The 25,288-nt window shown below is 72.0% G+C and carries 21 protein-coding genes; 14 read left to right on the top strand and 7 right to left on the bottom strand.

Annotated elements, in window-relative coordinates:
* Nucleotides 1–16 precede the first annotated feature (16 nt).
* The 5 genes from SM450_RS22085 to SM450_RS22065 are packed head-to-tail and all read right to left on the bottom strand — an operon-like array spanning nucleotide 17 to nucleotide 5,134.
* The gene (locus SM450_RS22085; RefSeq protein WP_474621657.1) at nucleotides 17–937 is read right to left on the bottom strand and encodes a diacylglycerol/lipid kinase family protein; all 921 of its coding nucleotides are present in this window, start codon (nucleotides 935–937) and stop codon (nucleotides 17–19) included.
* Complete coding sequence (locus tag SM450_RS22080; RefSeq protein ID WP_474621656.1) at nucleotides 924–1,919, bottom strand: NAD-dependent epimerase/dehydratase family protein; 996 nt, start codon at nucleotides 1,917–1,919, stop codon at nucleotides 924–926. Before SM450_RS22080 ends, SM450_RS22085 begins: the two co-directional genes overlap by 14 nt.
* Entirely contained in the window at nucleotides 1,919–2,968 is a 1,050-nt protein-coding gene (locus SM450_RS22075; protein WP_474621655.1) for a thiamine-phosphate kinase, read from the bottom strand. Before SM450_RS22075 ends, SM450_RS22080 begins: the two co-directional genes overlap by 1 nt.
* A gap of 1 nt (nucleotide 2,969) precedes the next feature.
* Complete coding sequence (locus SM450_RS22070) at nucleotides 2,970–3,956, bottom strand: UbiA prenyltransferase family protein (RefSeq protein ID WP_474621654.1); 987 nt, start codon at nucleotides 3,954–3,956, stop codon at nucleotides 2,970–2,972.
* Nucleotides 3,953–5,134 carry an aminotransferase class I/II-fold pyridoxal phosphate-dependent enzyme gene (locus SM450_RS22065; RefSeq protein ID WP_474621653.1) on the bottom strand — a complete coding sequence of 394 codons (1,182 nt, stop codon included), beginning with the start codon at nucleotides 5,132–5,134 and terminating at the stop codon, nucleotides 3,953–3,955. The genes SM450_RS22070 and SM450_RS22065 overlap by 4 nt, the downstream gene beginning before the upstream one ends.
* 621 nt (nucleotides 5,135–5,755) lie before the next feature.
* Between SM450_RS22065 and SM450_RS22060 the strand changes: the two genes are divergently transcribed.
* Nucleotides 5,756–6,139, top strand: a complete 384-nt coding sequence (locus SM450_RS22060; protein ID WP_474621652.1) for a VOC family protein — start codon at nucleotides 5,756–5,758, stop codon at nucleotides 6,137–6,139.
* A 12-nt stretch (nucleotides 6,140–6,151) separates the two neighbouring features.
* Here the strand turns inward: SM450_RS22060 and SM450_RS22055 are convergent, their stop codons facing one another.
* The gene (locus SM450_RS22055) at nucleotides 6,152–6,991 is read right to left on the bottom strand and encodes an SAM-dependent methyltransferase (RefSeq protein ID WP_474621651.1); all 840 of its coding nucleotides are present in this window, start codon (nucleotides 6,989–6,991) and stop codon (nucleotides 6,152–6,154) included.
* 259 nt (nucleotides 6,992–7,250) lie between these two features.
* Between SM450_RS22055 and zwf the strand changes: the two genes are divergently transcribed.
* Entirely contained in the window at nucleotides 7,251–8,744 is a 1,494-nt protein-coding gene (gene zwf / locus SM450_RS22050; RefSeq protein WP_474621650.1) for a glucose-6-phosphate dehydrogenase, read from the top strand.
* A 78-nt stretch (nucleotides 8,745–8,822) separates the two neighbouring features.
* Here the strand turns inward: zwf and SM450_RS22045 are convergent, their stop codons facing one another.
* Entirely contained in the window at nucleotides 8,823–10,040 is a 1,218-nt protein-coding gene (locus SM450_RS22045; protein ID WP_474621649.1) for a cellulose binding domain-containing protein, read from the bottom strand.
* Between the two features lie 267 nt (nucleotides 10,041–10,307).
* On the opposite strand from SM450_RS22045, the gene SM450_RS22040 reads away from it, so the two are divergent.
* From SM450_RS22040 to SM450_RS21985, 12 genes are read left to right on the top strand one after another with little or no spacing between them, the layout of a single operon-like run.
* Complete coding sequence (locus SM450_RS22040; RefSeq protein ID WP_474621648.1) at nucleotides 10,308–11,963, top strand: ABC transporter substrate-binding protein; 1,656 nt, start codon at nucleotides 10,308–10,310, stop codon at nucleotides 11,961–11,963.
* A gap of 15 nt (nucleotides 11,964–11,978) precedes the next feature.
* A complete protein-coding gene (locus SM450_RS22035) occupies nucleotides 11,979–12,989 on the top strand; it encodes an ABC transporter permease (RefSeq protein ID WP_474621647.1) in 1,011 nt (336 codons plus the stop codon).
* Nucleotides 12,989–13,873 (top strand): ABC transporter permease, encoded by an 885-nt coding sequence (locus tag SM450_RS22030; RefSeq protein WP_474621646.1) that lies wholly within the window; start codon nucleotides 12,989–12,991, stop codon nucleotides 13,871–13,873. Before SM450_RS22035 ends, SM450_RS22030 begins: the two co-directional genes overlap by 1 nt.
* A gap of 2 nt (nucleotides 13,874–13,875) precedes the next feature.
* Nucleotides 13,876–15,897, top strand: a complete 2,022-nt coding sequence (locus SM450_RS22025) for a dipeptide ABC transporter ATP-binding protein (protein WP_474621726.1) — start codon at nucleotides 13,876–13,878, stop codon at nucleotides 15,895–15,897.
* The gene (locus SM450_RS22020) at nucleotides 15,894–17,945 is read left to right on the top strand and encodes a hydantoinase/oxoprolinase family protein (RefSeq protein WP_474621645.1); all 2,052 of its coding nucleotides are present in this window, start codon (nucleotides 15,894–15,896) and stop codon (nucleotides 17,943–17,945) included. The genes SM450_RS22025 and SM450_RS22020 overlap by 4 nt, the downstream gene beginning before the upstream one ends.
* The gene (locus SM450_RS22015; RefSeq protein ID WP_474621644.1) at nucleotides 17,942–19,630 is read left to right on the top strand and encodes a hydantoinase B/oxoprolinase family protein; all 1,689 of its coding nucleotides are present in this window, start codon (nucleotides 17,942–17,944) and stop codon (nucleotides 19,628–19,630) included. The genes SM450_RS22020 and SM450_RS22015 overlap by 4 nt, the downstream gene beginning before the upstream one ends.
* Nucleotides 19,623–21,293 (top strand): hydantoinase B/oxoprolinase family protein, encoded by a 1,671-nt coding sequence (locus SM450_RS22010; protein WP_474621643.1) that lies wholly within the window; start codon nucleotides 19,623–19,625, stop codon nucleotides 21,291–21,293. The genes SM450_RS22015 and SM450_RS22010 overlap by 8 nt, the downstream gene beginning before the upstream one ends.
* The gene (locus SM450_RS22005; RefSeq protein WP_474621642.1) at nucleotides 21,290–22,555 is read left to right on the top strand and encodes an amidohydrolase family protein; all 1,266 of its coding nucleotides are present in this window, start codon (nucleotides 21,290–21,292) and stop codon (nucleotides 22,553–22,555) included. Before SM450_RS22010 ends, SM450_RS22005 begins: the two co-directional genes overlap by 4 nt.
* Nucleotides 22,552–22,965, top strand: coding sequence for a nuclear transport factor 2 family protein (locus SM450_RS22000; protein WP_474621641.1), 414 nt, complete (start codon nucleotides 22,552–22,554; stop codon nucleotides 22,963–22,965). The genes SM450_RS22005 and SM450_RS22000 overlap by 4 nt, the downstream gene beginning before the upstream one ends.
* A complete protein-coding gene (locus tag SM450_RS21995) occupies nucleotides 22,962–23,966 on the top strand; it encodes a zinc-binding dehydrogenase (RefSeq protein WP_474621640.1) in 1,005 nt (334 codons plus the stop codon). The genes SM450_RS22000 and SM450_RS21995 overlap by 4 nt, the downstream gene beginning before the upstream one ends.
* Nucleotides 23,963–24,292, top strand: coding sequence for a TIGR04076 family protein (locus SM450_RS21990; protein WP_474621639.1), 330 nt, complete (start codon nucleotides 23,963–23,965; stop codon nucleotides 24,290–24,292). The genes SM450_RS21995 and SM450_RS21990 overlap by 4 nt, the downstream gene beginning before the upstream one ends.
* Nucleotides 24,289–25,287, top strand: coding sequence for an LLM class flavin-dependent oxidoreductase (locus SM450_RS21985; protein ID WP_474621638.1), 999 nt, complete (start codon nucleotides 24,289–24,291; stop codon nucleotides 25,285–25,287). Before SM450_RS21990 ends, SM450_RS21985 begins: the two co-directional genes overlap by 4 nt.
* The last annotated feature ends 1 nt before the right edge of the window (nucleotide 25,288 follow it).

The raw sequence follows: 25,288 nt of genomic DNA, 5'->3' as shown, positions 1-25,288 counted from the left end.
CGCTCCCTCGCTGGGTTCACACCACCGTCGTCAGGCACGACTGATGTATCGAGAACTCCGCCGGGGTGCATCCGACGATCTCGCCGTCGACCTCCACCGGCAGCGGGCGGTCCGCGTCGACGCCGACGGTGCGGACCTCCTGCCGGTGGATCGCCGGGTGCCCGGCGGCGGCGCCGCGGAACACCTGCCACATCAGCCCGGCCGCCCTGATGCGGCCGAGACCCGCCACCCGCACCGCGTCCAGGCGCCCCGGCGGCGGGGGCTGTTCGCTGCCGAAGGTCAGCCCACCGGCGAAGTACGGCACCTTGAGCACGGCGAGATTGTCGATGATCTGGTGGGACGTTTCGCCGTCGAGGTCCAGCCGCACCGCGACGGGCCGCCAGCGGGTAAGCGTCCGGACGCTCGTCGCCGCCTCGGCGAGTTGGAGATTGAGCCGCTGGAGCACCCGGTTGGCCGGTGTCTTCTCGGTGAACCGCTGGCCGATCACGCTGATCAGCCCGACCGTGCAGCCGACCAGGAAGAATCTGCGGTCCCGCGTGCCGTCGGGCCGGGTGAAGGTGGCCGTACCGACGTCTGTCCGCCGGTCGCGGGTGCGGTCGAGCAGGCCACCGAGGTCGGTGACAGGTTGCCGGCCGCGAGCGAAGTCGTTGCAGGTGCCGGCCGGCACGTACGCCAGCCGGACGTTCTCCCCGCCGGCCCCCAGCACCCCGTTGGCGACCTCGGACAGCGTGCCGTCGCCGCCGACGGCCACCACGGTGCCGTACCCCTGCTCGACCGCCTGCCGGCCGAGGGCGATGCCGTGCCCGGGATGGCGGGTGGACCAGCACTCCGCCCCGGGCAGTTCCGCGGCGATCCGCCGTACGATCGTCTGCCCGCGCCGGATCCCGGACGCGGGGTTGACGATGCAGACGACCCGGCCGTGCTCATCGGTTGCCATGCGGCTGCTCCCTCTCCAGTTCCACCAGGGCCCGGCTCAGCGCCTCCGCGAAGCCGATCCGGGGCGCGTGGCCGATCGACCGGATCCGGCCGACGTCGTACCGCATTCCGCCGGCGACGGACCGGACCGCGTAGCGGGTGAGCAGTGGCCGGCCGGAGCTGACGCCGATGCCGGCCATCCCGGCGAGTTCGGACAGGGCTCCCGCGGCGAGCGCCGCGCCGAAGGGGATCGAGGAGGTCGGCGGCCTCGCCCCGATCCGCTCGGCCACCGCGGCGAACAGTTGCCCCACGGTCAGGCCGTAGGAGTCGCCGACGATGAACCGGCCACCGGCGCCGCCGGGATCGGTGCCGGCCAGCACGATCGCGTCGGCGAGGTTCGCGCTGTACGTCAACTCGATCGGGGGTGTGCCACGGTCGAACTGGACGAGCTTGTCGGCACGCAGCCCGCGCACGAGCTCGGGCAGGAAGGTGCGGTCGCCGGGGCCGAAGACCCAGGCGGGGTACACCACGGTGACCTCCAGACCGTTCCCGTGGTAGGACCACGCCAGGTCCTCCCCGGCGGCTTTCGACCGCGGGTACGGGTATCGCGGCACCCGCCGCGGCGATGCCTCGTCGATGACCTTCGCGGCGCGGAAACCGAAGACGTCGACGGTGCTCAGGTAGACGAAGCGGGAGACGCCGCAGCGCCGCGCCTCGTCAAGCATCGCCCGGGTGCCGTCCCGGTTCACCCGCCAGATCCGAGGGCCGGGTCGCCAGTCGGTCAGATCGGCAGCCGCGTGCACCACGAGATCGACGCCCGCGCAGGAGCCGCGCAGCGACGCCGGGTCGGTCAGGTCACCGAGGTGCGCCGCGTACCCGGCGTGGCCCGGCGCGGGCGCCCGCACCAGCCCCCGTACCGACCAGCCCTCCGCCACGAGGGCGGCGGCGACCGCGCGCCCGACGCAGCCGCTGACCCCCGTCACCAGCGCGACACCGGCACCCATCACGCGCCTCCCGCGAGCAGGGCACGCAGGTCGGCGAGCAACGACCCGGCCGGGTCGAGTGCCCGCATGCGCAGCAGCAGGTCCCGCAGCTCCCGACGCCGGCCCGACTCGTCGACCAGCAGCAGCTCCGGGCCGGCGACGAGCTGTCCGACTCGGGTGGGACGCAGACCGCGCTCCGACAGCGCCCGGGAGCATCGCTCGGCCTCGGCCGGATCGACCGCGTACAACAGCTCGAACTCGCCCCACTCCGCGGCGGCCGAACACCACCTGGGCAGGTGGGCCGCGTCGGCGACGGCGGAGACGATCGGCGCGTACACCTCGTCGCGCAGCACCACCTCGACCCCCAGGCCGTTGAGCTCGGCGAGGCTGACCGCCGCGCTCACCAGCCCGTCGCTGGTGTCGATGCAGGCCCGGGCGTACCGGCGCAGCGGCTCGCCCGCGGCCACCCGCGCCTCGGGCAGCCACGGCTCGCCCGCCGCCGCGCCGTCCAGGGCCAGGGCACGGAATCCGACCGCGTTGCCGGCGCCGATCGGGCCCGTCACATACAGCGCGTCGCCGGGCCGGGCGCCGAGCCGACTGAGCACGGATCCGCGTCGGACGGTTCCGAGGGCGCACGAGGTGAAGCTCTCCTCGTTGGCCCAGTTGGTGTCGCCGCCCACGACGTGGCAGCCGTACCGTTCGGCGGCTTCGGACGCGCCGCGCCCGAACTCGCGGGCGTCGTCGAGCGTCCACAGGTCCCGGCGCAACGAGCAGGAGACAAGCACGGCGACCGGGTCGGCGGCCACCGCGGCGAGGTCGCTCACGCTGACGGTCGTGGTCAACCATCCCTTCGCGTACGGGGTGCCGGCGGTGGCCAGTTCGGCGCCGTCGTTGAGCGTGTCGACGGTGACCGCCAGGAGTCCGGCGGCGCCCAGATCGAGTAGTTCGGCATCGGCTTCGAAGGCGTCGTTGAGTTGCCGCGGCGACCGGGCCATGCACTCGCGCATGGCGACGATCAGGCCGCCCTCGGCCGCGTTCAGGGACAGCCGGTTCCAGGCGGTGGCGGTCATGTCACGCCTGCCGGGAGGACCGGGTCGCGCGCAACGTCAACTCCAGGTAGGCCATCATCGGAGCGGCGACGACGAGGAAGAGCGTCGGCCGGTGCAGCGCGCCGAGCGACAGGAAGAACAGCGTGGTCGCCCGGATGAACCAGACGAGCGCCTCGTACGCCCGGGTCTCCGGCGCCCGGATGAGCGTCACGAGACTCTGCGTGAACCCCAGCGCGGACGCGACGAGCAGCGCCCAGAACACCACCTCCGCGTAGGTGCCAGCGCGGCCGGCGCCCGCCACGGCGGCGGCGCCCGCGGCGACCACCGCCACGACCGGAAACACCACAGCGATCCGGCTGGACGTCCCGGTGCCGATGGCCACCGGCAGCGTGCGGTAGCCCGCGACCCGGTCGCCCTCGATGTCCTTGAAGTATCCGACCAGGCAGAAGCCGCTGAACACGACCGCGACGAGCGCCGTCTGGAACCAGGTGACCGCCGGGATGTCGAGCCATCCCGCGTCGGGACGGACGGCCACGGCGCCGAGCACGGTGAACAGCGCCATGTCGACGCCGTTGACGAGGTTGCCGAGCATAGGGATGCGCTTGGTCCAGGAGTAGACGAGATGGCCGCCGATCGCGATGACACTCCACAACGCAAGCGTCGGCGCGACCACGACGGCCACCACCATCAGGGCTGTGGACAGCGTGAGTGTCAGCCCCAGGCCGACGTGGGGGTTGATCAGCCCGGTGACGAACGGGCGGCCCGGAGCGTTGACCGCGTCGGCCCTGCGGTCGAACCAGTCGTTGATGACCACGCCGACGCCGTATCCCAGGGTGCAGAACAGCAACCCGACCACGATGCTCGCGACGCTGGCGCCGAGCGGCGGCGCCGTCATGCCGACCAGGCCGGCCGACAGCGAGAAGGGCACGAAGTGGAGCCGCCACATCCGCGCCCAGGCGCCCACCAGATCCCGGGTTCTGATCGCGGGTTCGAGCTGGCTGACTGTCATCGGTCCTCCCGGAGCATCAGGTCGCGGACTTCGGCGAACGCGGCGACGACGCGCTTGAGCTGCTCCGAGGTGTGCGTGGTGGAGAAGCTCGCCCGCAGCCGGGGCGACGCCGCCGGGGGGATCACCGCGTTGACGTACACGCCGCGGTCAAGCAGGCTGCGCCACGCGAGCAGGGTCTGCGGCACGCCGTCGAGCCGCACGGACACGATCGGGGTGTCGCTCGGGATCGGGTCGTACCCCAGGGCGGTGAGCTCGCGACGCACGTACGACGCGTTCTCCGCCGCCTGGCGGCACAGCCACGGTTGCGCCCGCAGGATGCGCAACGCGGCGTACGCGGCGGCCAGGTTGGCCGGTGGCGCGGCGGCGCTGAAGATGAGGCTGCGCGCGTGGTGGCGCAGGTACTCGATGACGTCCTCCGGCCCGAGCACCGCGCCCCCGACCGACGCCAGTGACTTGCTGAAGGTGATCGTGACGAGGTCGACCTGATCGGTGACGCCGAAGTGCGCGCCGGTGCCCCGGCCGTCGGCCAGCACGCCGATGCCGTGCGCGTCGTCGACGAGCAGGCGGGCGCCGTACCGCCGGCACAGCCGTACCACCTCGGGCAGCGGACACAGATCGCCGGCCATCGAGTACACCCCGTCCACCACGACCAGTCGGCCGGCCTCCGAGGGGCTGGCCGCCAACTGCCGCTCCAGGTCGTCCATGTCGTTGTGGGCGAACCGGCGGGTCCTCGCCCGGCTCATGCCGCAGCCGTCGTAGACCGAGGCGTGCGCCTCGCGGTCGAGGATGACCACGTCGTGCCGCGACAGCAGCGACGCGATCACTCCGACGTTTGCCTGGTAGCCGGTCGGAAACACGAGTGCGGCAGGCATGCCGAGGAAGTCGGCCAGCTCGTGCTCCAGCTCCTCGTGCAACGGTGTGTTGCCGTTGAGCAGTCGTGAGCCCGTACGTGACGAGCCGTATTCCTCGATCGCCGCCTGCGCCGCGGCTTTCACCCGGGGGTCGGAGGTCAGCCCGAGGTAGTTGTTCGAGCCGCACATCAGGATCTCGCCGTCCACGGTCTGCGCGACGGTCGCGTCCTGCCCCTCGAACGGCGTGAAGTACGGGTAGAGCCTGGCCGCGCGTGCCTCCCTGCTCTCGGTGTACGACCGGCAGCGATCGAAGATGTCCGCTGTCACCACAGTTCGCGTATCCCCTCTCGTCTGGTGCCCCGTGTGCGTCAGGCCGCCCGGCGGACCTGCCGCCCCAGTTGTCGGCGAAATCGCTCAGACGGCGGCGTCCCGGCGGTCGGGGCCGGCCGGCACGTCGCCGTGGTGCGGAGGGAGTTGGGTATCGCGAGGGCCCGGTCAGGCCCGGACGCGGACGGCGTACGGGCGTGCTGCCGGCAGTTGCCCTTCGAAGTGGTCCCGGGCCCCGGCGGCGGGACAGCCGGGCGCGCGTGTCCCGGATGGACCGCAGGGGAGTGCCGGCGAACCTCTCATCGAGGAACCACGGCCTGAACCGGAGTGTGCGCTGCTATCGCCGCGCGAGTAACATATTTCGGTGGTAACGCATAGATCGACGCCTCCCCCGTTCCGCTGTGGTATTTACCAGCGGCAATCGCTTGACGATCTCTCTGGGATGGGATGTTACGCCGGATCTGTTGCGCACGTCCACCCCACTCCGGTCGCGGGATCCCGATCATTTCGACAAGATCAAGAAATAGTCGTCGGTGGATCGGTACGTTCGACCAGCCCAGTCTCAGCACGTGGTCATGATCCGGCCGGCGGATCTTCGCCGGCTGTGGATAATGGTTGATCGTGGCGCATCGCAGCAGACTCTCGACGATCCTGATTGACGTGCCGAGCGGTGAGGCACCCGCAGCTACCGCCTTCTGGTCGGACGCACTTGGCGTTCCGGCACGCCCGGTCCCCGACGAACAGCAGTTCACCTCGCTGCACAACGCATTGCCCGGGCTGGTGCTGGCGGTGCAGGCCGTCGACGACCAGTCTCGATATCACGTCGATATCGAGACTGACGACGTCGAGGCCGAAACGCGCCGGCTGATCGCCCTCGGCGCCGTCGAGGTCGGCCGTTGGCTGGAGTGCGTGACCTTACGGGCGCCGGGCGGCCACCTCGTGTGCGTCATTCCGACGCACAGCGATCCGGAGACCTTCGAGTCGCTCTCCCAGGCGTGGGAGTGACGTCGCTGCGGCTTACGGTTTGCGGGCGAGGAGCCCGACGAAGGTGTGGTAGGTGTCGGTCTGCTTCGGCGCGGGGGCGCCGGGATCGGGTCGCCACTCGGCCAACGGCACCAGGCCCGGCTCCAGCAGCGTCAGCCCGTCGGCGAAGGAGAGGATCTCCTCGTCGGTGCGCCAGCGGCCGGTGCCGAGCGACTCGTTGAAGACCCGCTCGACCTCGCGGGCCTTACGGGAGCCCTCCGGGTCCCGCTCACCGGGATCACGGAAGTGTGAGATCGCCACGTAACTGCCCGACGGCAGCGCGTCGATCAACTCTGCCGACACCGCTCGGGGTGCCTCGTCGTCGCCGAGGTGGTGCAGGATCGCGAAGAGCAACAACCCGATCGGCCGGTCGAAGTCCAGGAACCGGCGGACGTCCGGGTCGTCGAGGATCTCCTGCGGTCGCCGGATGTCGGCCTGGATCACCGTCGCGGTGCCCTCCGCGGCCAGCAGCGCCCGCCCGTGCGACAGGACGATCGGGTCGTTGTCCACGTATACCACCCGGGCGTCCGGGTTGTGCTCGGTGGCGACCTCGTGCACGTTGCCCTGCGTGGGCAGCCCCGACCCCAGGTCGAGGAACTGATCGATGCCAGCCTCGGTGACGAGGAAACGGATCACCCGACGCAGGAAGGCCCGGTTCGCCTGACCGGCGGCCGGCCCGTCCGGAGTGATCCGCAGGGCGTGCTCGGCGACCTGCCGGTCGACCTCGAAGTTGTCCTTACCGCCCAGAAAGTAGTCATAGACCCGGGCCACGCTGGGAACGGTGCGGTCGACTCCGGGGGGTGCGGCCTTGTCGCGGGTCAACGGTATCTCCATCCGATTCTCATCAGCGCGCCGGCGTGCGGTGGGCGGTTCCGGACTCTGCCCCGAGAGTGTACCGACCAGACGATGTGGACCGACGCCCCGCTGGTACCGCTCCCACCGCGCCGGCCCCGCCACCAGCAAGCACACCGCACCACGCCGAAGCGCGCCGACGGGCGTGTCAGGCTGGACGCAACACCCCGGGCCCGCGTGGGCGCGGCGGAGCGCAGCACCACCCGACCCGACACCCCTAGTGCCCGGAGGAACGCAGACCATGGACCACGCATCTCAGCTCATCCAGGAGCGGAGTGCCCCGCCGGCCACGCTGGTGATCTTCGGCGCCTCCGGTGACCTGACCCGGCGCAAGCTGCTGCCCGCGGTCGAGAGCCTGGCCCGGCACGAGCGGCTCCCGGACCAGTTCGCGCTCGTCGGCGTCGCGCGCACGCCGATGACCGACGAGCAGTTCGCCGAGAGCGCCCTCGGCGGGCGCACCCTCGCCGACAGGCGCCAGCTCCGGGGCGGCGTACGGTACGTGGCCGGCGGCTACGACGACCCGGAGACCTACAAGCGGCTCGTGGAGACCCTCGACGAGCTGGACGCGCAGCGGGGCACGTCCGGCAACCGGCTCTTCTACCTGTCGACCCCGGCCGGGGCCTTCGAGCCGGTGATCAACGGGCTGGCCGGTGTCGGGCTCAACCAGCCGCGCGAGGGCTCCTTCTCCCGCCTGGTCATCGAGAAGCCGTACGGGCGCGACCTGGCCACCGCCCGCGAGCTCGACGGCGTCGTGCACAGCGCGTTCGGCGAGCACCAGGTCTTTCGGATCGATCACTATCTGGGCAAGGACACCGTCCAGAACGTGCTGGCGCTGCGCTTCGCGAACTCGATCTTCCAGCCCATCTGGGACCGCTCGTGGGTCGACCACGTGCAGATCACCGTCGCCGAGACCCTCGGCGTCGGCGCCCGCGGCGGCTTCTACGAGGACGCCGGCGCCATGCGGGACATCGTGCAGAACCACGTGCTCCAGGTCCTCGCGCTGGCACTGATGGAGCCGCCGGCCTCGTTCGAGGCGGAGGGCCTGCGCAACGAGAAGGTGAAGCTGCTCCAGGCCATCCGGCTCCCCACCGACCGGGACATCGCCGAGGCCGCGGTCCGTGGGCAGTACACCCGGGGCGGCACCCGCGAGGAGCTGATGGCGGGCTACCGGGAGGAAGCAGGCGTCGACCCGCTGTCGCGGACCGAGACCTACGCCGCGATGCGGCTCAACGTGGACAACTGGCGGTGGGCCGGGGTGCCGTTCTATGTGCGCACCGGCAAGCGCCTGCCGGCCCGGCTCACCGAGGTGGCGTTGCAGTTCCAGCGTCCGCCGCACCTGCCGATCCCGACCGACCAGCTCACCGGCCTCGACGCGGACGCGCTGATCCTGCGGATCCAGCCGAACGAGGGCATTTCGCTGCGCTTCGGCGCCAAGGTGCCGGGTCACTCCTTCCGGGTCCGCACCGCCACGATGGAGTTCTCGTACGACCAGACGTTCGTCGAGGAGTCGCCGGAGGCGTACGAGCGGCTGCTCCTGGACTCGCTTGTCGGGGACGCGTCGCTCTTCATCCGCAGCGACGAGGTGCAGCAGTGCTGGCGGATCGTCGACCCGATCATCGACAACTGGGAGAAGGACCACTCGCCGATCCCCACCTACGAGGCCGCCTCCTGGGGTCCGACCGACGCCGATCGGCTCATCGGCCGGCACGGCCGCAAGTGGCGCAATTCCGCGTGACCCTGCCGTGCCGGGTCCGTACCGGCCCGGGCGTTCGTCCGGACCGGTACGGCGTCAGGTGGTAGGTGTCGTCCGGCGTCAGCTTCCGACGCAGGTGGCGGTGGCGCCGCCGCCGGTTCCGGTGCCCTGGAACCCGAAGCTTGCGGACTGGCCGGCGGCGAGTCGTCCGTTGTAGGACTGGTTGCTGACGGTGACCGTCCCGCTGGTGCCGCTGGCGACGCCGTTCCACACCGAGGTGATCGACGCCCCGCTGGGCAGAGTGAGCGTCACCCGCCAGCCGGTGAGCGCGGCGGCGCCGGCGGTGACGGTGACGTTGGCGACGAATCCGCCGTTCCACTGGTCCTGGACGGCGTAGACCGCGGTGCAGGACCCACCGCTGGGCGGGGGAGTGGTGGGCGGCGGGGTGGTGGGCGGGGCGGTGGTGGGCGGCGGGGTGGTGGGCGCCGGGCCGTCGTCGAGCGTCAGGTTCTTCTGTTGGACGGTCCACTGGCTGTGGCACAGGCCGCAGTCGGCGCCGACGAAGTTGCGCCCGGCGGTGGTGTCGCCCTTGAGGCGCCACTTGAGGTAGAGCACGGCCACCCGGCCGAACTCGCCACCGTTGGGCTGGTCGTAGGTGCCGCCGTGGCCGACGTTGAGGTTGCCCATGAACGCGGGCAGCCCGGCCGGCAGCTTGCCCCAGTCGTCCATGCCGTTCGGGTAGGCGATGTCGCTGGGCCCGCCCATGAAGTAGGCGATCGGCTTGGTCAACCGCCGGAGCTGGTAGTCATCGGCGTCGTTCAACAGCCCGCTGCTGAAGATGCCGGTCGTGGTGACCCGCGGGTCGGCGGAGACGGCGTACGCCTCCAGCCCGCCACAGGAGAAGCCCGCGACCGCGATCTTGGACGTGTCGAGCCGGTTGTAGTACTTGCTGCCGGCCCGGGAGTTCTCCGCGACGGCCCAGTCGATGGACTGGGTGAGCATCTGCGAGGTGGTGGAGCCGGACCCGTTCGGCGCGCCGTTGGCGATGGCGAGGAAGCCGTGGGAGGCGATCTCGCGGAGGAAGTTGCCCTGGGAGAGCCCGTTGGCCGAACAGCCTCCGTTGCCCCACGCGAGGATGGGAAGGCGCTCGGACGGGAGCGTCTGTGGTCGGAAGATGGTGTGGTTGGCCAGGGTGGTCGAGGTCTCGTAGTCGGCGGGATAGGGGCCGGAGCCGCCGACCGCGGCATCGGCAGGTGTCCCGCCGAGCACCATGACCACGGCGGTGACCGGCAGGACGACCGCCGCCAGCCCCGCCCAGATCTTCGATGTCAGTCTCATGCGCCCTCCCTATCACCAGGATAATGAAGACTGTCAATATTTTGTCCGGCTGGCGGGACGCGCGGCGGTGGAGGGTAACGATTGGGTGAACCTGTGTGAACGCGGGTCGCAGGAGTCATCCCGCAGTTCGAGAGGGTTGAGGTGTCGATTCGGCGGAGGTTTCGGTGAACGCCGTTCACCCTCTTGTTCACTTCTGCTAAATCCGGTAGAACACCAGGAAGGTCCGCAGCTCGGGCCGTCTGCCTCGTGCTTCCGGGAGGACTACTCATGGCTCGTTCCCCTCGTCCGGGCGCCTCCTCGCCCGCGCTCTCCCGCCGCGGTGTCCTGCAGTTGGGTGGCGGCGTCGCGCTTCTCTTCGCCACCGGCGCCTGCGCCGCGGACAGCGGCGACAAGTCAAGCGACGGCAAGTCCGGCGGCGCCGCCGCCAAGACCCTGCGCATCGCCGTCTCCAGCTACCTGTCGAGCTGGGACCAGGACTTCGTCGGCTTCGACCTGACCGCGCTGATGCTCTACAAGAACGTCTTTCCCTACCTCATCGACTACGGGGTCACCGACGCCGGCGGCAGCAAGATCCTCGACACCCAGAACGTCACCCCGACGTTCGCCGAGTCGTTCGAGCCCGACGCCGAGCAGAAGGTCTGGACGCTCAAGCTGCGTCGCGGCGTGAAGTTCGCAAGCGGCAACGAGATGAAGGCCGCCGACGTGAAGTGGTCGAAGGACCGCGCGTTCGCCGCCCAGGCCAACGTCGCCGGCGTCTACCGCACCATCGGCCTGACCGAGGCCGACCAGGTCAAGGTCGTCGACGACTACACGGTCGAGTTCCACCAGGCGTTCCCGAGCGCCCTCACCCGGCAGATCCAGGCGATCTCGCTGTACGTCTTCGACTCCGTCGAGGCCAAGAAGCGTGCCAGCGCCAGCGACCCCTGGGCCAAGGAGTGGTTCGCGAAGAACCCGCCCACCGGCGGCTACTTCAACGTCGCCAAGGCCACCCAGGGCCAGGAGATCGAACTCAGCGCGAACACCGGCTACCCCGGCCCCGACCCGGCCAAGACGTCGACCATCCGGATCTCGGTCGTGCCGGCCGCGTCCAACCAGCGGCTCCAGTTGCAGGCCGGCGACGTCGACATCGCGCTCGGCATCAGCCAGCGCGACATCCAGGACCTGAAGAAGACGTCGGGCATCAAGGTCATCTCGGCGGCGAGCAACCGCCAGGTCGCCGTCCAGATGTCGGTCACCTCGGCGCCGTTCGACGACGTGAACGTGCGCAAGGCGCTCGCCTGGGCGGTGCCGTACGAGCAGATCATCACAAACGTGTACGGCGGCGACGCCCGCGCGGCCAAGAGCCCGGTGCCGCTCGACATGCCCGGGCACGACGAGGTCGGCTACCCGTTCACCCACGACCTGGACAAGGCGAAGGCCGCGATGGTCGCCGCCGGCCGGGCGTCACTCGACTCCGAGCTGGTCTTCGAGGCCGACAACGAGGAGCAGCAGAAGATCGCCGTCCAGGTGCAGGGCGAGGCGGCGAAGGCGGGCATCCGGCTCAAGCTGACCCCGCTGGACCCGGCCACCCTCGGCGAGCGGCGGACGAAGAAGAACATCCCGCTTCAGCTCACCTCCGGGCAGCTCTGGGTGGACGACGTCGAATACATGCTCGCCACGAGCTTCGTCAAGGGCGCCAACCTCAACTACTCCAACTACAGCAACCCGGAGATCGAGCAGATCTACGAGAAGTCGCACACCACGGTCGAGGCGGGCGCCCGCAACGCGCTCTGGAAGCGGGTCCAGGAGATCCTCGCCGCCGACGTGCCGTGGGTGGTCATCTGCCAGCCCAACTTCAACCTGCCCGTCCGGGAGTCCGTCGCCGGCTGGGTGCAGCCGATGGACGGCCTCGCCCGCCTGCGCTACCTGAGCGCATCGGCCTAGGAACCTCACCCCTCCATGCGAATCTTCCGGTTTGTCGCCAGGCGACTGCTCCAGTTGATCCCCGTCCTCCTCGGCGTGGTCGTCCTGGCGTTCCTCCTGGTCCGGGTGCTGCCGGGCGACCCGGTCCGCAGCATCCTCGGGCCGAACGCCACCGAGGAGGACGCCGCGGCGGCCCGCGTCCGCTTCGGGCTGGACCAGTCGCTGTGGCAGCAGTTCCTCGACTACCTGCGGGGACTGCTCACAGGTGACTTCGGCACCTCGATCCAGAGCGGCGGCTCCGTGGGCTCGGAGATGGCGCTGCGGGTGGGGCCGACCCTGGAACTCGTCGTCATCTCGGTGAGCATCGCGCTCGTGGTGGCCACCGTGCTGGGCATCTGGTCGGCGAAGCGGGCCAACCGGGTCGGCGACCACAGCGTCCGGATGTTCGCGCTTGCCGGCAACTCCGTCCCGGAGTTCTGGCTCGGCCTGGTGCTTGTGCTTGTCGGCTACAGCGTCCTCGGCTGGTTCCCGGCGCCGAACGGGCGGGTTGATCCGGACACCGGCCTCACCCCGCTCACCGGCGCCGACCTCGTCGACGCCGTCCTCACCGCCAACGGGCCGGCGATCGCCTCCGCCGCGGCGTACCTGGCGCTGCCGGTGCTGACCCTCGTCGTCGGCGTGGTCGCGCCGCTGCTGCGCAGCGTCCGGGCCTCCGCGCTTGAGGTGCTGCACTCCGAGTCGTACACCGCGGCGAAGGCGCACGGGCTGCGCGACCGGACGCTGCACCGCGGCTACCTGCTGCGGGCGACGCTGGTCCGGTTGCCGTCGCTGGCGGCGCTTGTCTTCGGCACGGCGATCGGCTCCACCGTGCTCGTCGAGTACGTGTTCTCGTGGCAGGGCTTCGGCCAGTGGGCCCTGCGCGGCCTGCTCTACCGGGACTACCCGGTGGTGCAGGCGTCGGTGCTGGTCATCGCGTTGTGCTACGTGCTGGTGTTCCTCATCGCCGACGTGGTCCACGCGATCCTCGACCCGAGAGTGAGGCTCTGATGGCCGAGTCGCGCACCGTCGCGGACGACTCCGCAGCCACGCCGACGGTCGTCGCCGGCGGTGAACGGGACAGCCGGTTCGCCCGCCGCCTGATCATCGTCGGTGCGACCATCCTGACCGTGGTCGCGCTGGTGGCGGTGCTCGCGCCGCTGTTGAGCCCGTGGGGCGAGACCGAGATCGACCCGGCGAACACCCTGGTCGCCCCGGGCGGCGACCACCTGCTCGGCACCGACGGCAACGGCATGGACATCTGGAGCCGGGTGCTCTACGCCGCCCGGCTCGACCTGGGCATCGCGCTGGCCGCGGTCGCGCTCGCCGTGGTCGTGGGCACCCTGCTCGGCCTGGTCGCCGGCTACGTCGGCGGCTGGCTCGACGACGTGCTGATGCGGGTGGTCGACATCTTCCAGTCGTTCCCCACGTTCATCCTGGCGCTTGCGGTGGCCGCCCTGCTCGGCAACGGCACGATCAACCTGATCATCACGATCGCGGCGGTGAACGCGCCGGCGTACGCCCGGCTGGTCCGCGCCGAGGTGCGGTCGCTGCGGGAACTGCCGTTCGTGGACGCCGCGATCACCTCCGGGGCCTCGCCTGTGGGTGTGCTCTGGCGGCACCTGCTCCCCAACAGCCTCACCCCGGTGCGGGTGATCGCGCCGCTGAACTGCGGCTGGGCGATGCTCACCCTGGCCGGGCTCTCCTTCCTCGGCCTGGGCGTGAGCATCCCCGAGGCGGAGTGGGGCGCGATGATCAGCCTGGGCGCCGCGGACGTGGTCGGCGGCCGGTGGTGGACCTCGGTCCCACCCGGCCTGGCCCTGTTCGTCTGCGTCCTCGGGTTCAGCCTGCTCGGCGAAGGCCTGCAGGACCGCGCCAACGCGAAGCGGCGGTGACCATGCTGTCGATCGAGAACGTCTCCGTGACCATCAGGCGACCCGGCCGGCAGGTCGCCGCGCTCAGCGGCGTGACCTTCGCCGTGCGCCCCGGCGAGGTCGTCGGCCTGGTCGGCGAGAGCGGCGGCGGCAAGAGCATGGTGGCCCGCGCCGTCGTGGGACTGCTGCCCGGCGGCTCGCACGCCACCGGCCGGGTGCTCGTCGGCGACGCGGACGTGCTGCGGATGGACGACACCGCGCTCGCCGCCCACCGCGGGCGGGGGGCGGCGATCTGCTTCCAGAACCCGCGCGGCGCGCTCAGCCCCACCCGCACCGTCGGCAAGCAGCTCGTCGACCGGCTCGCCACCCACCAGGAGATGTCCGGCGACCGGGCCCGGGAGGCGGCGCGCGAGCTGTTCGAGTCGGTAGGCATCCGCAGCGCCAAGCGGCGGCTCGACGCGTACGCCCACGAGCTGTCCGGCGGCATGGCCCAGCGGGTGATGATCTCGCTGGCCACCGGCTGCGCCCCGGACCTGCTGATCGCCGACGAGCCGACCACCGGCCTGGACGTGACGCTGACCCGGGAGATCCTGCGCCAGTTCCGGCACGCGGCGGACACCGACGGCCGGGGCGTGCTGCTGATCTCCCACGACCTCGCCTCGATCGCCGAGGTCTGCGACCGGGTGGTGGTGCTCTACGCCGGCACGGTGGTGGAGAGCGGACCGGCCGCGCAGGTGCTGCGGGAGCCCGCGCACCCGTACACCCGGGCCCTGCTGCGCTCGGTGCCGGACGTCGGCGGGCGGCCGGTCGTCGCCACCCCCGGTGCCATGCCCCTGCTGACCCGGCCGCCGGAGAACTGCCCGTTCGTCGCCCGCTGCGCGCACGCCGACGGCACCTGCTCGTCCGAGCGTCCGGCCACCCGGCCGCTCGCCGGTGACTGGTCGCTTGCGTGCTTCCACCCGCAGACCCGGCCGCTCGACGCGGACCCGCCGTCGGCGTCGGTCGCGCCGGTGGCCGGCACGGAGCCGGCCGGGCCGGACCCGAAGCCCGCCGTGCTGGAGATCGAGGACGCGCACGTGGTCTACCGCAGCCGGTTCGGCTCCGGCGGGCACCACGCGCTGCGCGGCGTCACGCTGCGGCTCGGCCCGGGCGAGACGCTCGGCGTGGTGGGCGAGAGCGGCTGCGGCAAGAGCACGCTCGCGAAGCTCGTCATGGGCCTGGTCGCGCCCACGACCGGCACGGTCACCGTCGCCGGGCAGGCCCTGGTCAAGCAGCCCGGCCGGCCCCGGCCGCGCGGCCGGGCGCTGCGCCGGGCGCGTACCCGGGCCCAGCTCGTGTTCCAGGACCCGATCGGCTCGCTGAGCCCGCGCCGTACCGTCGGCGACTCCATCGCCGAGCCGCTGCGCGCCGCGGGCCTGTCCCCGGCGGAGCGCACCGCGCGGGTCGACGCCGTGCTGGACCGGATGGAGCTGGACCGCGCGGTCCTCCAGCGGTATCCGCACGAGCTGTCCGGCGGCCAGGCCCAGCGGATCGGCATCGCCCGCGCCCTGGTCGGGGAGCCGGACCTGATCGTCTTCGACGAGCCGACCTCGGCCCTGGACGTCACCGTCCAGGCGCAGATCCTCGACGTGATCGCCGACGTGGCCGCCGACGCGGACCGCGCCTCGGTGTTCATCTCCCACGACCTGGCGACAGTGCGGGGCTTCGCCGACCGCGTCGTGGTGCTCTACCTCGGCCGGGTCGTCGAGGAGGGGCCGGTGGACGTCGTCTTCGAAACGCCCCGGCACCCGTACACCCGGGCACTGCTCAGCAGCGCCCCCCGCCTCGGCGGGACGGCCGGCGACGGCGCCGCCGTGGAACTGGTCAAGGACCTGGAGGAAGCCGACGCCGACGCCGGGTGCCCGCTCGCGGCCCGGTGCCCGTTCGCCACCGACAGGTGCCGATCGGAGCGGCAGGAGCTTCAGTCGTACGGCGAGAGCCGGGCCGCCTGCTGGCGCGTACCCGAGCTTCCCGCCCTCATCGGAAGGCAGGCCCGCACGCCATGACCCGTCGCCCCATCCGGCTCGCCGTCGACATCGGCGGGACGTTCGTGGACGCCATGGAACTCGACACGCGCACCAACCGGGTCCGCTTCCGCAAGGCGGCGACGACCCCGGCCCGGCCCGCGGACGGCGTGCTCGCCGCCATCACCGCGCTCGGCACCGACCTGTCCGAGGTGGAGCTGTTCATCCACGGCACCACGCTCGGGCTCAACGCGGTGCTTGAGCGCCGGGGCGGGCGCACCGGCATCATCACCAACGAGGGTTTCCGGGACATCTTCCTGATCGGTCGCGGCAACGTGCCGTCCGAGCACATGTACGACTTCCAGTACCAGCGGCCGGAGAGCCTGGTGCGGCGCCGCTTCACCGCCGGCGTGCCGGGCCGGCTCGACCACCGGGGACAGGAGGTGGAGCCGCTGGACCCGGAGAGCGTCCGGGCCGCCGCCCGCACGCTCGTGGTGGACCAGCAGGTCACCTCGATCGCCATCTGCTTCCTGCACTCGTTCCTCGACCCCAGCCACGAGCGGGCGGCGGCACGTCTCATCCACGAGGAGTTCCCCGAGGTCAGCCTGTCGCTGTCGACGGACATCGTGCGCGAGTACCGGGAGTACGAGCGCACCAGCACCACAGTGCTGGAGGCGTACATCCGGCCGATCTTCGAGCGGTACGTGGACGAGCTGGAGGCCGGGCTGGCCGGGCGCGGCTTCGCCGGACGCTTCCTGATCATGCGGTCCGGCGGCGGCTCGATGACGAGCGCGGTGGCCAAGACCGCACCCACCCACACCGTGCTCTCCGGCCCGGCCGGCGGCATCGTCGGCGCCGCCTACGTCGCCTCCGAACTGGGCCGGGACAACGTGCTCACGTTCGACATCGGCGGCACCTCACTCGATGCCTGCGTGATCGAGCGCGGCAGCCCGGTGGCCGCGTACGAGGCCCAGCTGGAGCACTACCCGCTGCTCATCCCCACGTACGACATCCGGACCATCGGCGCCGGTGGCGGCTCGATCGCCTGGCTCGACCACGGGCTGCTCAAGGTCGGCCCGCAGAGCGCCGGGGCCGACCCCGGTCCGGTCTGCTACGGCCGCGGCGGCACGAAGCCGACAGTCACCGACGCGGCGGTGGTGCTCGGCTACGTCGACCCGGAGCGCTTCCTCGCCGGCACGATGGGGCTGCGGGACGCCGAGGCGCGCGCCGCCATCGCCGAGCAGCTCGCCGAGCCGCTCGGCCTGACCGTGGAGAACGCGGCGGCAGGCGTGTTCGACGTGCTGCTGGCCCGCACCGTCGGCGCGGTCCGGCAGATCACCGTCGAGCGGGGCCACGACCCCCGGCGGTTCGCGTTGCTCGCGTTCGGTGGCGCCGGGCCGCTGCTGGCCCCGCTGCTGGCCCGGGAGATGGGCATCGGCGAGGTGATCGTGCCGTTCGCGCCGTCGGGCTTCTCCGCGTGGGGCATGCTCTCGGCCGACATCGTCAACGACTTCAGCCGTACCGTGATGGCCACGCTCGACGACGCGGACCTGACGGAGCTGGAGCAGCTCTTCAAGGCGGTCGAGGCCGAGGCGGTCGCGTCGCTCGGGGCGCAGGGCGTGCCGGCCGGCGAGGCGGTGCTGGAGCGGCAGTTCGAGCTGCGCTACCTCGGCCAGGAACACAGCCTGATGGTCACCGTCGGGCGCGAGCTGGACCGCGACGCGGTCCGCGCCGCGTTCGACGAGACGCACCGCGCCCGATACGGCCACACCATGGGCAACCCGCTGCAGATCCTCAACCTGCGGGTGCGCGGCATCGGCCGCACCGACCGGCCCGAGCTGCCGACCCGTCCGCGCGGGGACGGCGACCCGTCGCAGGCGCTGCTGACCCACCGGGACGCCTACGACTTCGGGCGGCACGCGGTGGTGCCGTTCGCGGTCTACGACCGGGCCGGTCTGGAGCCGGGCGACACCTTCGGCGGGCCGGCGCTCATCGACGAGGGCACCTCCACCACGGTGGTGCCGAGCGGCCAGCGGGTCACCGTCGACGACCACGGATACCTGCTCGTCACCCTGGAGGAGGCCGCATGACCACGCTTGACGGAGCCCAGGTCGAGGTCGTCCGCAGCTATCTGTTGTCGGCCGCCGAGGAGATGCGGGCCACCCTCATCCGCACCTCGTTCAACCCGGTCATCTACGAGGTGCACGACTTCGGCCTGTCGATGTACGACGCCGACCTGCGGCTGGTCGCGGAGGCCACCGGGCTGACGTTCTTCCTCGGCGCGAACGACTTCTCGCTGCGCAAGGGCGTGGAGTACGTGGGTCGGGAGAACCTGCACCGCGGCGACGTGGTGCTGCTCAACTACCCGTACTGGAACGCGGCGCACGCGTACGACGCGACGCTGTTCGCCCCGGTGTTCCGGCCCGACGCGGCCGACCCGGACGCGGACGGCGACCTGGTCGGCTTCCTCTGCGTCCGCGCGCACTGGATGGACCTGGGCGCCAAGGACCCGGGTTACGTGCTCGACTCGACCGACATGCACCAGGAGGGGCTCATCTTCCCGGGCACCAAGGTCGTCTCCCGGGGGCGCCCGGTGCGGGAGATCCACGAGCTGATCCGCTTCAACTCGCGGATGCCCGACGCGGTGCTCGGCGACCTGCACGCGCAGATCGCCGCGCTGCGCACCGGTGAGCGCCGGATGCTTGAGATCATCGAGAAGTTCGGCCGGGACAGCGTCTACCAGGCGATCGACCGCATCATCGCCGACGGGGAGACCCGAACCCGCGCGGCGCTGGCGACGCTGCCGCAGGGCACCTGGACGGCCGAGGACTGGGTGGACGACGACGGCATCACCGACGACCCGGTGAAGATGCGCGTCACCGTGACCATCGCCGACGGGCGCTTCGTCGTCGACTTCGCCGGCTCGGCCGCCGCCACCCGCGGCCCGATCAACATGCCGTTCGGCGCGACCGAGGCGATCTGCAAGGTGGTGCTGAAGTCGCTCACCTCGCGCGACGAGCCGTCGAACGCCGGCACGGTGGCGCCGCTCGAGGTGCGGGCCGAGCCGGGCAGCCTGTTCCACGCCGTCTATCCGCAGCCCACGTTCACGCTGTGGACCGGCATCGTCGCGGTGGAGCTGATCCTCAAGGCGTTGGCGCAGGGCATGCCGGACCGGCTGCCCGCCTCCTCCGGCGGCGACGTGCCCGGGTTCATGATGGTCGGCGTGCACCCGGACACCGGGCAGATGTTCGCGGTCAGCAACAACGACCTGGTGGGCTGGGGCGGCACCGCGCAGCACGACGGGATGGACGCCGCCACCCACGTCTCCGGCAGCACCGGCCGGGGCACCCCGATCGAGGTGATGGAGGCCAAGACGGGGATGTTCTTCGAGCGCTGGGAGATCCGCACCGACTCCGGCGGCGCGGGCCGGTTCCGGGGCGGCTGCGGCCTGCGGCGGGACATCCGGTTCGTGACGCCGGGCGAGTTCCTCACGGTGATCAAGAAGACGAAGACCGCGCCGTGGGCCCTGGCCGGCGGCGAGCAGCCGGAGCCGAACCAGGTGGTCGTGTTTCCGGGCACCGACCGCGAGCACCTGGTGAGCACCAAGCGCACCACGGTGGCGGTGGGGGACCGGGTGACGTTGCTGACCGCAGGTGGCGGCGGGCACGGCGACAGGCGCAACCGCGACCCGGAGGCGGTACGGCGGGACGTGGCCGAGGGCTACGTCTCGCCGGAGGCGGCCCGGGACGTCTACGGGGTGGACGTCGATGGGTGAGCCGACTGTCGACGGGGCGACCGTCGAGGTCGTCCGCAGCCACCTCGTCTCGGCCGCCGAGGAGATGCGGGCCGCGCTCGTGCGCACCGCGTTCAACCCGGTCATCTACGAGGTGTACGACTTCGGCATCTCCGTCTACGACAGGCACCTGCGGCTGGTCGCGGAGTCGACCGGGCTGTCCCGCTTCCTCGGCGCCAACGACTACTCGCTGCGCAAGGGCGTGGAGTACGTGGGCCGGGAGAACCTGCACCGCGGCGACGTGGTGCTGCTCAACTACCCGTACTGGAACGCGGCGCACACCTACGACGCGACGATGTTCGCGCCTGTCGTGCTGCCCGGAAGCGAGGAGCTGATCGGTTTCCTGTGCATCCGCGCGCACTGGATGGACCTGGGCGCCAAGGATCCCGGTTACGTGCTCGACTCCACCGACATGCACCAGGAGGGGATCGTCTTCCCCGGCACGAAGGTGTACGCCCGGGGCGAGCCGGTGCCCGAGATCCACGAGCTGATCCGCTTCAACTCGCGGATGCCGGACCTCGTCATCGGCGACCTCAACGCGCAGATCGCCGCGCTGCGCACCGGTGAGCGGCGGATCACCGAGCTGTACCGCGACTACGGCCCGGCCGTGGTGGACGCGGTGGTCGACCGGGTGATCGGCGTCGCCGCCGAGCGCGCCACCGAGGCGGTGGCCGCGCTGCCGCAGGGCAGGTGGACCGCCGAGGACTGGCTCGACGACGACGGCGTCTCCGACGACCCGATCCTGATGCGGGTCACCGTCACGATCGCCGACGGCGAGTTCACCGTGGACTTCGCCGGCTCGTCGCCGGCGGTGCCCGGCCCGGTGAACCTGCCGCTGGGCGCCACCATCGCCACCTGCCGGGTCGCGTTCAAGGGCGTCACCACGCCCCACGAGCAGACGAACGCCGGGCACTTCGCGCCGCTGCGGGTACGCGCCGAACCCGGCTCGCTGTTCCACGCGCGGTATCCGGCTGCCACGTTCACCCAGTGGACCGGCACGGTCGCGCTGGAGCTGATCCTCAAGGCGCTGGCGCAGGGGATGCCGGACCGGCTGGCCGCCTCCTCCGGCGGCGACGTGCCCGGGTTCATGATGGTCGGCCGGCACCCGGACACCGGCGCCATGTTCGCCGTCAGCAACAACGACCCGGTCGGGTGGGGCGGCACGCCCGCGCACGACGGGATCGGACCGGCGAACCACCTGTGTCAGACCCAGGCGCGCAACACGCCCGTCGAGGTGCTGGAGGCGAAGACGGGGATGTTCTTCGAGCGGGTGGAGATCCGCGCCGACTCCGGCGGCGCCGGCCGGTTCCGGGGTGGTTGCGGCCTGCGGCGGGACATCCGGTTCGTGACGCCGGGTGAGTTCCTGATGGTGGTCAAGAAGACGAGGAGCGCGCCGTGGGCCCTGGCCGGCGGCGAGCAGCCGGAGCCGAACCAGGTGATCGTCTTCCCCGGCACGGACCGGGAGCACCGGGTGAGCACCAGTCGCACCACTGTGGCGGTGGGGGACCGGGTGACGTTGCTGACCGCCGGTGGCGGCGGGCACGGCGACCCGGGGTCGAGGGATCCGGAGGCGGTACGGCGGGACGTGGCCGAGGGCTACGTCTCCCCGCGGGCCGCCCGAGACGTCTACGGAGTGATCGCGTGAGTGCCGCCTTTTCCCCCGAGCCGTCGAGCCTGCTGCTCGGCAACTGCACCGTGCTCGACGCCCGCGTGGTGGCCGGCATGACGCCCGTGACCGGGGCCGGGGTGTGGGTCCGCGGCGACCGGATCGCCGCCGTCGGGCCGTACGCCGAGGTGGCCGCCGAGGCGCGGACCGCCGGCCGGCTGACGGAGGTGGACCTCGACGGCGCGTACCTGACGCCGGGTCTGGTCAACATGCACACCCACTTCTCGTTGTCGCTGCCGGGCGCGGGTGGCGACAACGTCAAGGGGATGGGCACGTACGACCTGGCCCACTACATGGCCGACGGGGCGCGGCGCACGCTGCGCTCCGGCGTGACCACGGTGCGCTGCGTGGCGGAGAAGGACCACGCCGACTTCGCGTTGCGACGGGCGATCACCGCCGGCCGCACCGCGGGCCCGCGCATCCACACCGCCGGCCGGGCGCTCGTCTGCACCGGCGGGCACGGCCACGAGAGCAACGACACGCTCGAATGCGACGGCCCGGTGGGTTTCCGCCAGGGCGTCCGTAGTCAGATCAAGGCCGGCGCCGACCTGATCAAGGTGATGATCTCGGGCGGCATCGCCGGGGAGCACGAGAGCATCCACACGCCGCAGCTCTTCGCCGACGAGATGACCGCGGTGATCGAGACCGCGCACGCGTGGGGCCGCAAGGTGACCGCGCACGCCGGCCCGGCCGAGGTGATCGGCGCGGCCGTGGAACTGGGGCTGGACTGCGTGGAGCACGGCTACCAGCTCACCCCGCAGGTCGCGGCGCGGATGGCCGAGCGCGGCACCGCGCTCGTACCGACGCTGCTGGTGACCCGCTGCAAGGAGTTCTTCGACGAGTTGGGCGTGCCGGAGTGGATGCAGTGCCGTTCGCTCGGCGCCGGTCCCCGGCACCTGGAGAGCTTCGACCTGGCCGTCGCCGCCGGGGTGGAGGTGCTGCTCGGCAGCGACATGCCCCCGTTCTGGCAGTTCGAGGGCACCACCGCCTCGATCCGGGAGCTGGAGTTCATGGCCGAGCGGATCGGCGCCGCGCGGGCGTTGCACGCCGGCACGCTCGGCCCGATCCGGTGGCTCGGCGTGGAGTCCGACCTCGGCACGGTCGAGGCCGGCAAGCTGGCCGACCTGATCGCGACGGATGCCGACCCGCTTGCCGACACGTCGGCGTTCCGGGACGTGCGGTGGGTGATGAAGGGCGGGCAGATCGCCCGCGACGACCGCAACCAGGAGGAGACGCGATGACGTTCGCGGAGGCGGGCGCGGCGGAGATCGCCGCCGGCATCGATGACATGTACGCCGCGTTCCTCGCCGGGGACCGGCAGCGGTTCGACGCGCACCTGCATCCCGAGGTGACCACCTGGGAGACGCACCTGCCGGGGCCGCTGCGGACCCGGGCCGAGCTTGACGACTACCGCGCGCGGCGGGACGCCGCGGGTGAGCGGCCCCGGCTGGCGGTGCTCGCCGCGCGGGACAAGCGCATCGACGTCTGGGGCGACTCCGGCGTCGCGCGGTATGTGCTGGTCTCGCGGCTCGGGCCGGACGACGAGCCGGAGCTGACCCGGGTCACCGACGTGGTGCGCCGGATCGACGGCCGCTGGGTGATCGTGCACCACCACGCCGAGCTGGTGCGGGACCCGGTGGGCGCGGCATGATCCGCCGACTGGTCGCGCAGCGCACCGGCGAGCCGGCGGACGTGCTGTCGGTCGCCGACCTGCCCGACGACCCACCGCCCGGCCCCGGCGAGGTACGGCTCGCCGTGCGGACGGTGGGCCTGAACTTCCTCGACGTGATGCTGTGCCGGGGCGAGTATCCGGTGCGGCCGGACCCGCCGATGACGCCCGGGGTGGAGGTGGCCGGGCGGGTCGCCGCCGCGGGGGCCGGGGCCGAACACCTGCTGGGCCGGGAGGTGCTTGCGTGCCCGGCGTTGCCGCGTGGCGCGCTCGGCACCACCGTGACGGTGGACGCCGCCGTGGTGGTGCCGCGACCGTCCACTGTCGATCCGGTGACCGCGGCGGCGCTGCCGGTGACCTACCAGACGGCGTGGTTCGCGCTGGAACGGGCGGGCGTCACCGCCGGGCAGACCGTCCTGGTGCACGCCGGCGCGGGCGGTGTCGGCATCGCCGTCATCCAGCTCGCGGTCGCGCGCGGCGCCCGGGTCCTCGCCACCGCCGGCGGCCCGGCCAAGACGGCGATCTGCCGCGACCACGGCGCCGTAGTGGCAGTCGACTACACGGCGGCGGACTTCGTGGCCGCCGTGCGGGAGGCCACCGGCGGCCGGGGCGTGGACGTCGTGGTCGACCCGGTGGGCGGCGACGTGTTCGCCCGCTCCTGGGACTGCCTCGCCTTCGAGGGCCGTCTCGTCGCGGTCGGCGCGGCCGGCGGCGCGCCGCCGGCCGTCGACCCGCTGCGGCTGATGGCGGCGAACGCGACGCTCGTCGGTCTCTCCTGGGGCTCGCAGTACCCGTGGCAGCGCCCGGCCGCGGTCGAGGCCGCCTACCAGGAGCTGTTCGACATGTGCGCCTCCGGCGCGGTCCGGCCGCCGGTCAGCCGCGTGGTGTCGCTTGACGAGGCGCCCGCGGCGCTCACCGAGCTGGCCCGACGCCGGACCACCGGCAAGATCATCGTGCGGATCGACGAAGGGGAGGGGCCGTGAGCGACAACACGGACGGCGACATGGAGATCTACGACCTGAGGGTGACAGTCGACCGGATCGAGGGCCGGTCGGTGTGCGGCATGGCCGTCGGCGACCAGTTCGAGCTGACGAACAGCGCCCACCTGCGGATCCCCGAGGGGAAGCACTTCTGCGTGTACGCGCTCGCGTCGGTGCTGCCCTTCCTCGCCGCGAAGCAGCGTGACCTGGCCCCGGGGGACTGGCTGGACCAGGACTCCCACTTCATCTGCCCCGACCCGGAGGAGCGGCTCGTCATGAAGGTGGAACGGACGTGCCGACGGCGGATGAACTCGGCGGAGCTGACGTGACCGTCGAGATCGGACTCGGCCTGCAGAGCGACAAACCCGCAGGCGCCTACGCCCGGCTGGCCCGCGCCGCCGAGTCGCACGGCTTCGACGTGCTCACCGTCTTCGGCGACCTGATGTACCAGCCGCCGATCTTCCCGCTGCTGGAGATGGCACAGGCGACCGAACGGGTACGCCTCGGCGCGGCCTGCCTGAACCCGTACTCGATGGCGCCGTACGAGATCGCCGGTCAGCTCGCCGCCCTGGACCTGGCCTCGCACGGACGGGCGTACCTGGGGCTGGCCCGGGGGACCTGGCTCGGCGCGGTCGGCCTGCCGCAGCCGCGACCGCTTACCACGATCGAGGAGGCCGTCGAGGTGGTCTACCGCCTGCTGCGCGGCGACCGGAGCGGGTTCGGCGGCCGGGTCTTCACGCTTGCGGCCGGCACCGCCCTGCGCTACGCCGTGCACCGGCCCGACCCGCCGCTGCTGCTCGGCGCGTGGGGCCCGCAGGGCGCGGCCCTGGCCGGCCGGATCGCCGATGAGATCAAGGTGGGCGGCAGCGCCAACCCCGACATGGTGCCGGTGATCCGCGAGCGGCTCCGGGCCGGCGCGGAGAAGGCCGGGCGGGACGTCGCCGACGTGGGCATCGTGCTCGGCGCGGTGACAGTGGTCGACACCGACGGCGAGGCGGCCCGGGCGAAGGCCCGCACCGAGGTGGCGATGTACCTGGCGGTCGTGGCGGAGCTGGACCCGACCGTGGCGCTCCCCGACGACCTGGTGAAGCGGGTCGGCGACCTGGTCGACGCGGGCGGGCACGAGGCGGCCGGCCGGTCGATCCCGGACGACGTGCTGGACCGGTTCGCCTTCTCCGGCACCCCGGAGCAGGTCGCCGCGCAGGCCCAGGCGCTGATCGACGCCGGCGTCCGCCGGGTCGAGTTCGGCACCCCGCACGGCCTGACCGACGAGCGCGGCGTGGACCTGCTCGGCTCCGCCGTCCTGCCCCTGCTGCGCAGGTGAG

Source organism: Micromonospora marincola (assembly GCF_056150385.1).
Note: the sequence above shows the minus strand (reverse complement) of the source record. Positions and strands in the feature narration are given on the sequence as shown.

What these genes read in the sequence shown, in the direction of transcription:
- SM450_RS22085 (WP_474621657.1), bottom strand. Translation starts at nt 937, where the DNA reads ATGGCAACCGATGAGCACGGCCGGGTCGTCTGCATCGTCAACCCCGCG.
- SM450_RS22080 (WP_474621656.1), bottom strand. Translation starts at nt 1,919, where the DNA reads ATGGGTGCCGGTGTCGCGCTGGTGACGGGGGTCAGCGGCTGCGTCGGG.
- SM450_RS22075 (WP_474621655.1), bottom strand. Translation starts at nt 2,968, where the DNA reads ATGACCGCCACCGCCTGGAACCGGCTGTCCCTGAACGCGGCCGAGGGC.
- SM450_RS22070 (WP_474621654.1), bottom strand. Translation starts at nt 3,956, where the DNA reads ATGACAGTCAGCCAGCTCGAACCCGCGATCAGAACCCGGGATCTGGTG.
- SM450_RS22055 (WP_474621651.1), bottom strand. Translation starts at nt 6,991, where the DNA reads ATGGAGATACCGTTGACCCGCGACAAGGCCGCACCCCCCGGAGTCGAC.
- zwf (WP_474621650.1), top strand. Translation starts at nt 7,251, where the DNA reads ATGGACCACGCATCTCAGCTCATCCAGGAGCGGAGTGCCCCGCCGGCC.
- SM450_RS22045 (WP_474621649.1), bottom strand. Translation starts at nt 10,040, where the DNA reads ATGAGACTGACATCGAAGATCTGGGCGGGGCTGGCGGCGGTCGTCCTG.
- SM450_RS22040 (WP_474621648.1), top strand. Translation starts at nt 10,308, where the DNA reads ATGGCTCGTTCCCCTCGTCCGGGCGCCTCCTCGCCCGCGCTCTCCCGC.
- SM450_RS22035 (WP_474621647.1), top strand. Translation starts at nt 11,979, where the DNA reads ATGCGAATCTTCCGGTTTGTCGCCAGGCGACTGCTCCAGTTGATCCCC.
- SM450_RS22030 (WP_474621646.1), top strand. Translation starts at nt 12,989, where the DNA reads ATGGCCGAGTCGCGCACCGTCGCGGACGACTCCGCAGCCACGCCGACG.
- SM450_RS22025 (WP_474621726.1), top strand. Translation starts at nt 13,876, where the DNA reads ATGCTGTCGATCGAGAACGTCTCCGTGACCATCAGGCGACCCGGCCGG.
- SM450_RS22020 (WP_474621645.1), top strand. Translation starts at nt 15,894, where the DNA reads ATGACCCGTCGCCCCATCCGGCTCGCCGTCGACATCGGCGGGACGTTC.
- SM450_RS22015 (WP_474621644.1), top strand. Translation starts at nt 17,942, where the DNA reads ATGACCACGCTTGACGGAGCCCAGGTCGAGGTCGTCCGCAGCTATCTG.
- SM450_RS22010 (WP_474621643.1), top strand. Translation starts at nt 19,623, where the DNA reads ATGGGTGAGCCGACTGTCGACGGGGCGACCGTCGAGGTCGTCCGCAGC.
- SM450_RS22000 (WP_474621641.1), top strand. Translation starts at nt 22,552, where the DNA reads ATGACGTTCGCGGAGGCGGGCGCGGCGGAGATCGCCGCCGGCATCGAT.
- SM450_RS21995 (WP_474621640.1), top strand. Translation starts at nt 22,962, where the DNA reads ATGATCCGCCGACTGGTCGCGCAGCGCACCGGCGAGCCGGCGGACGTG.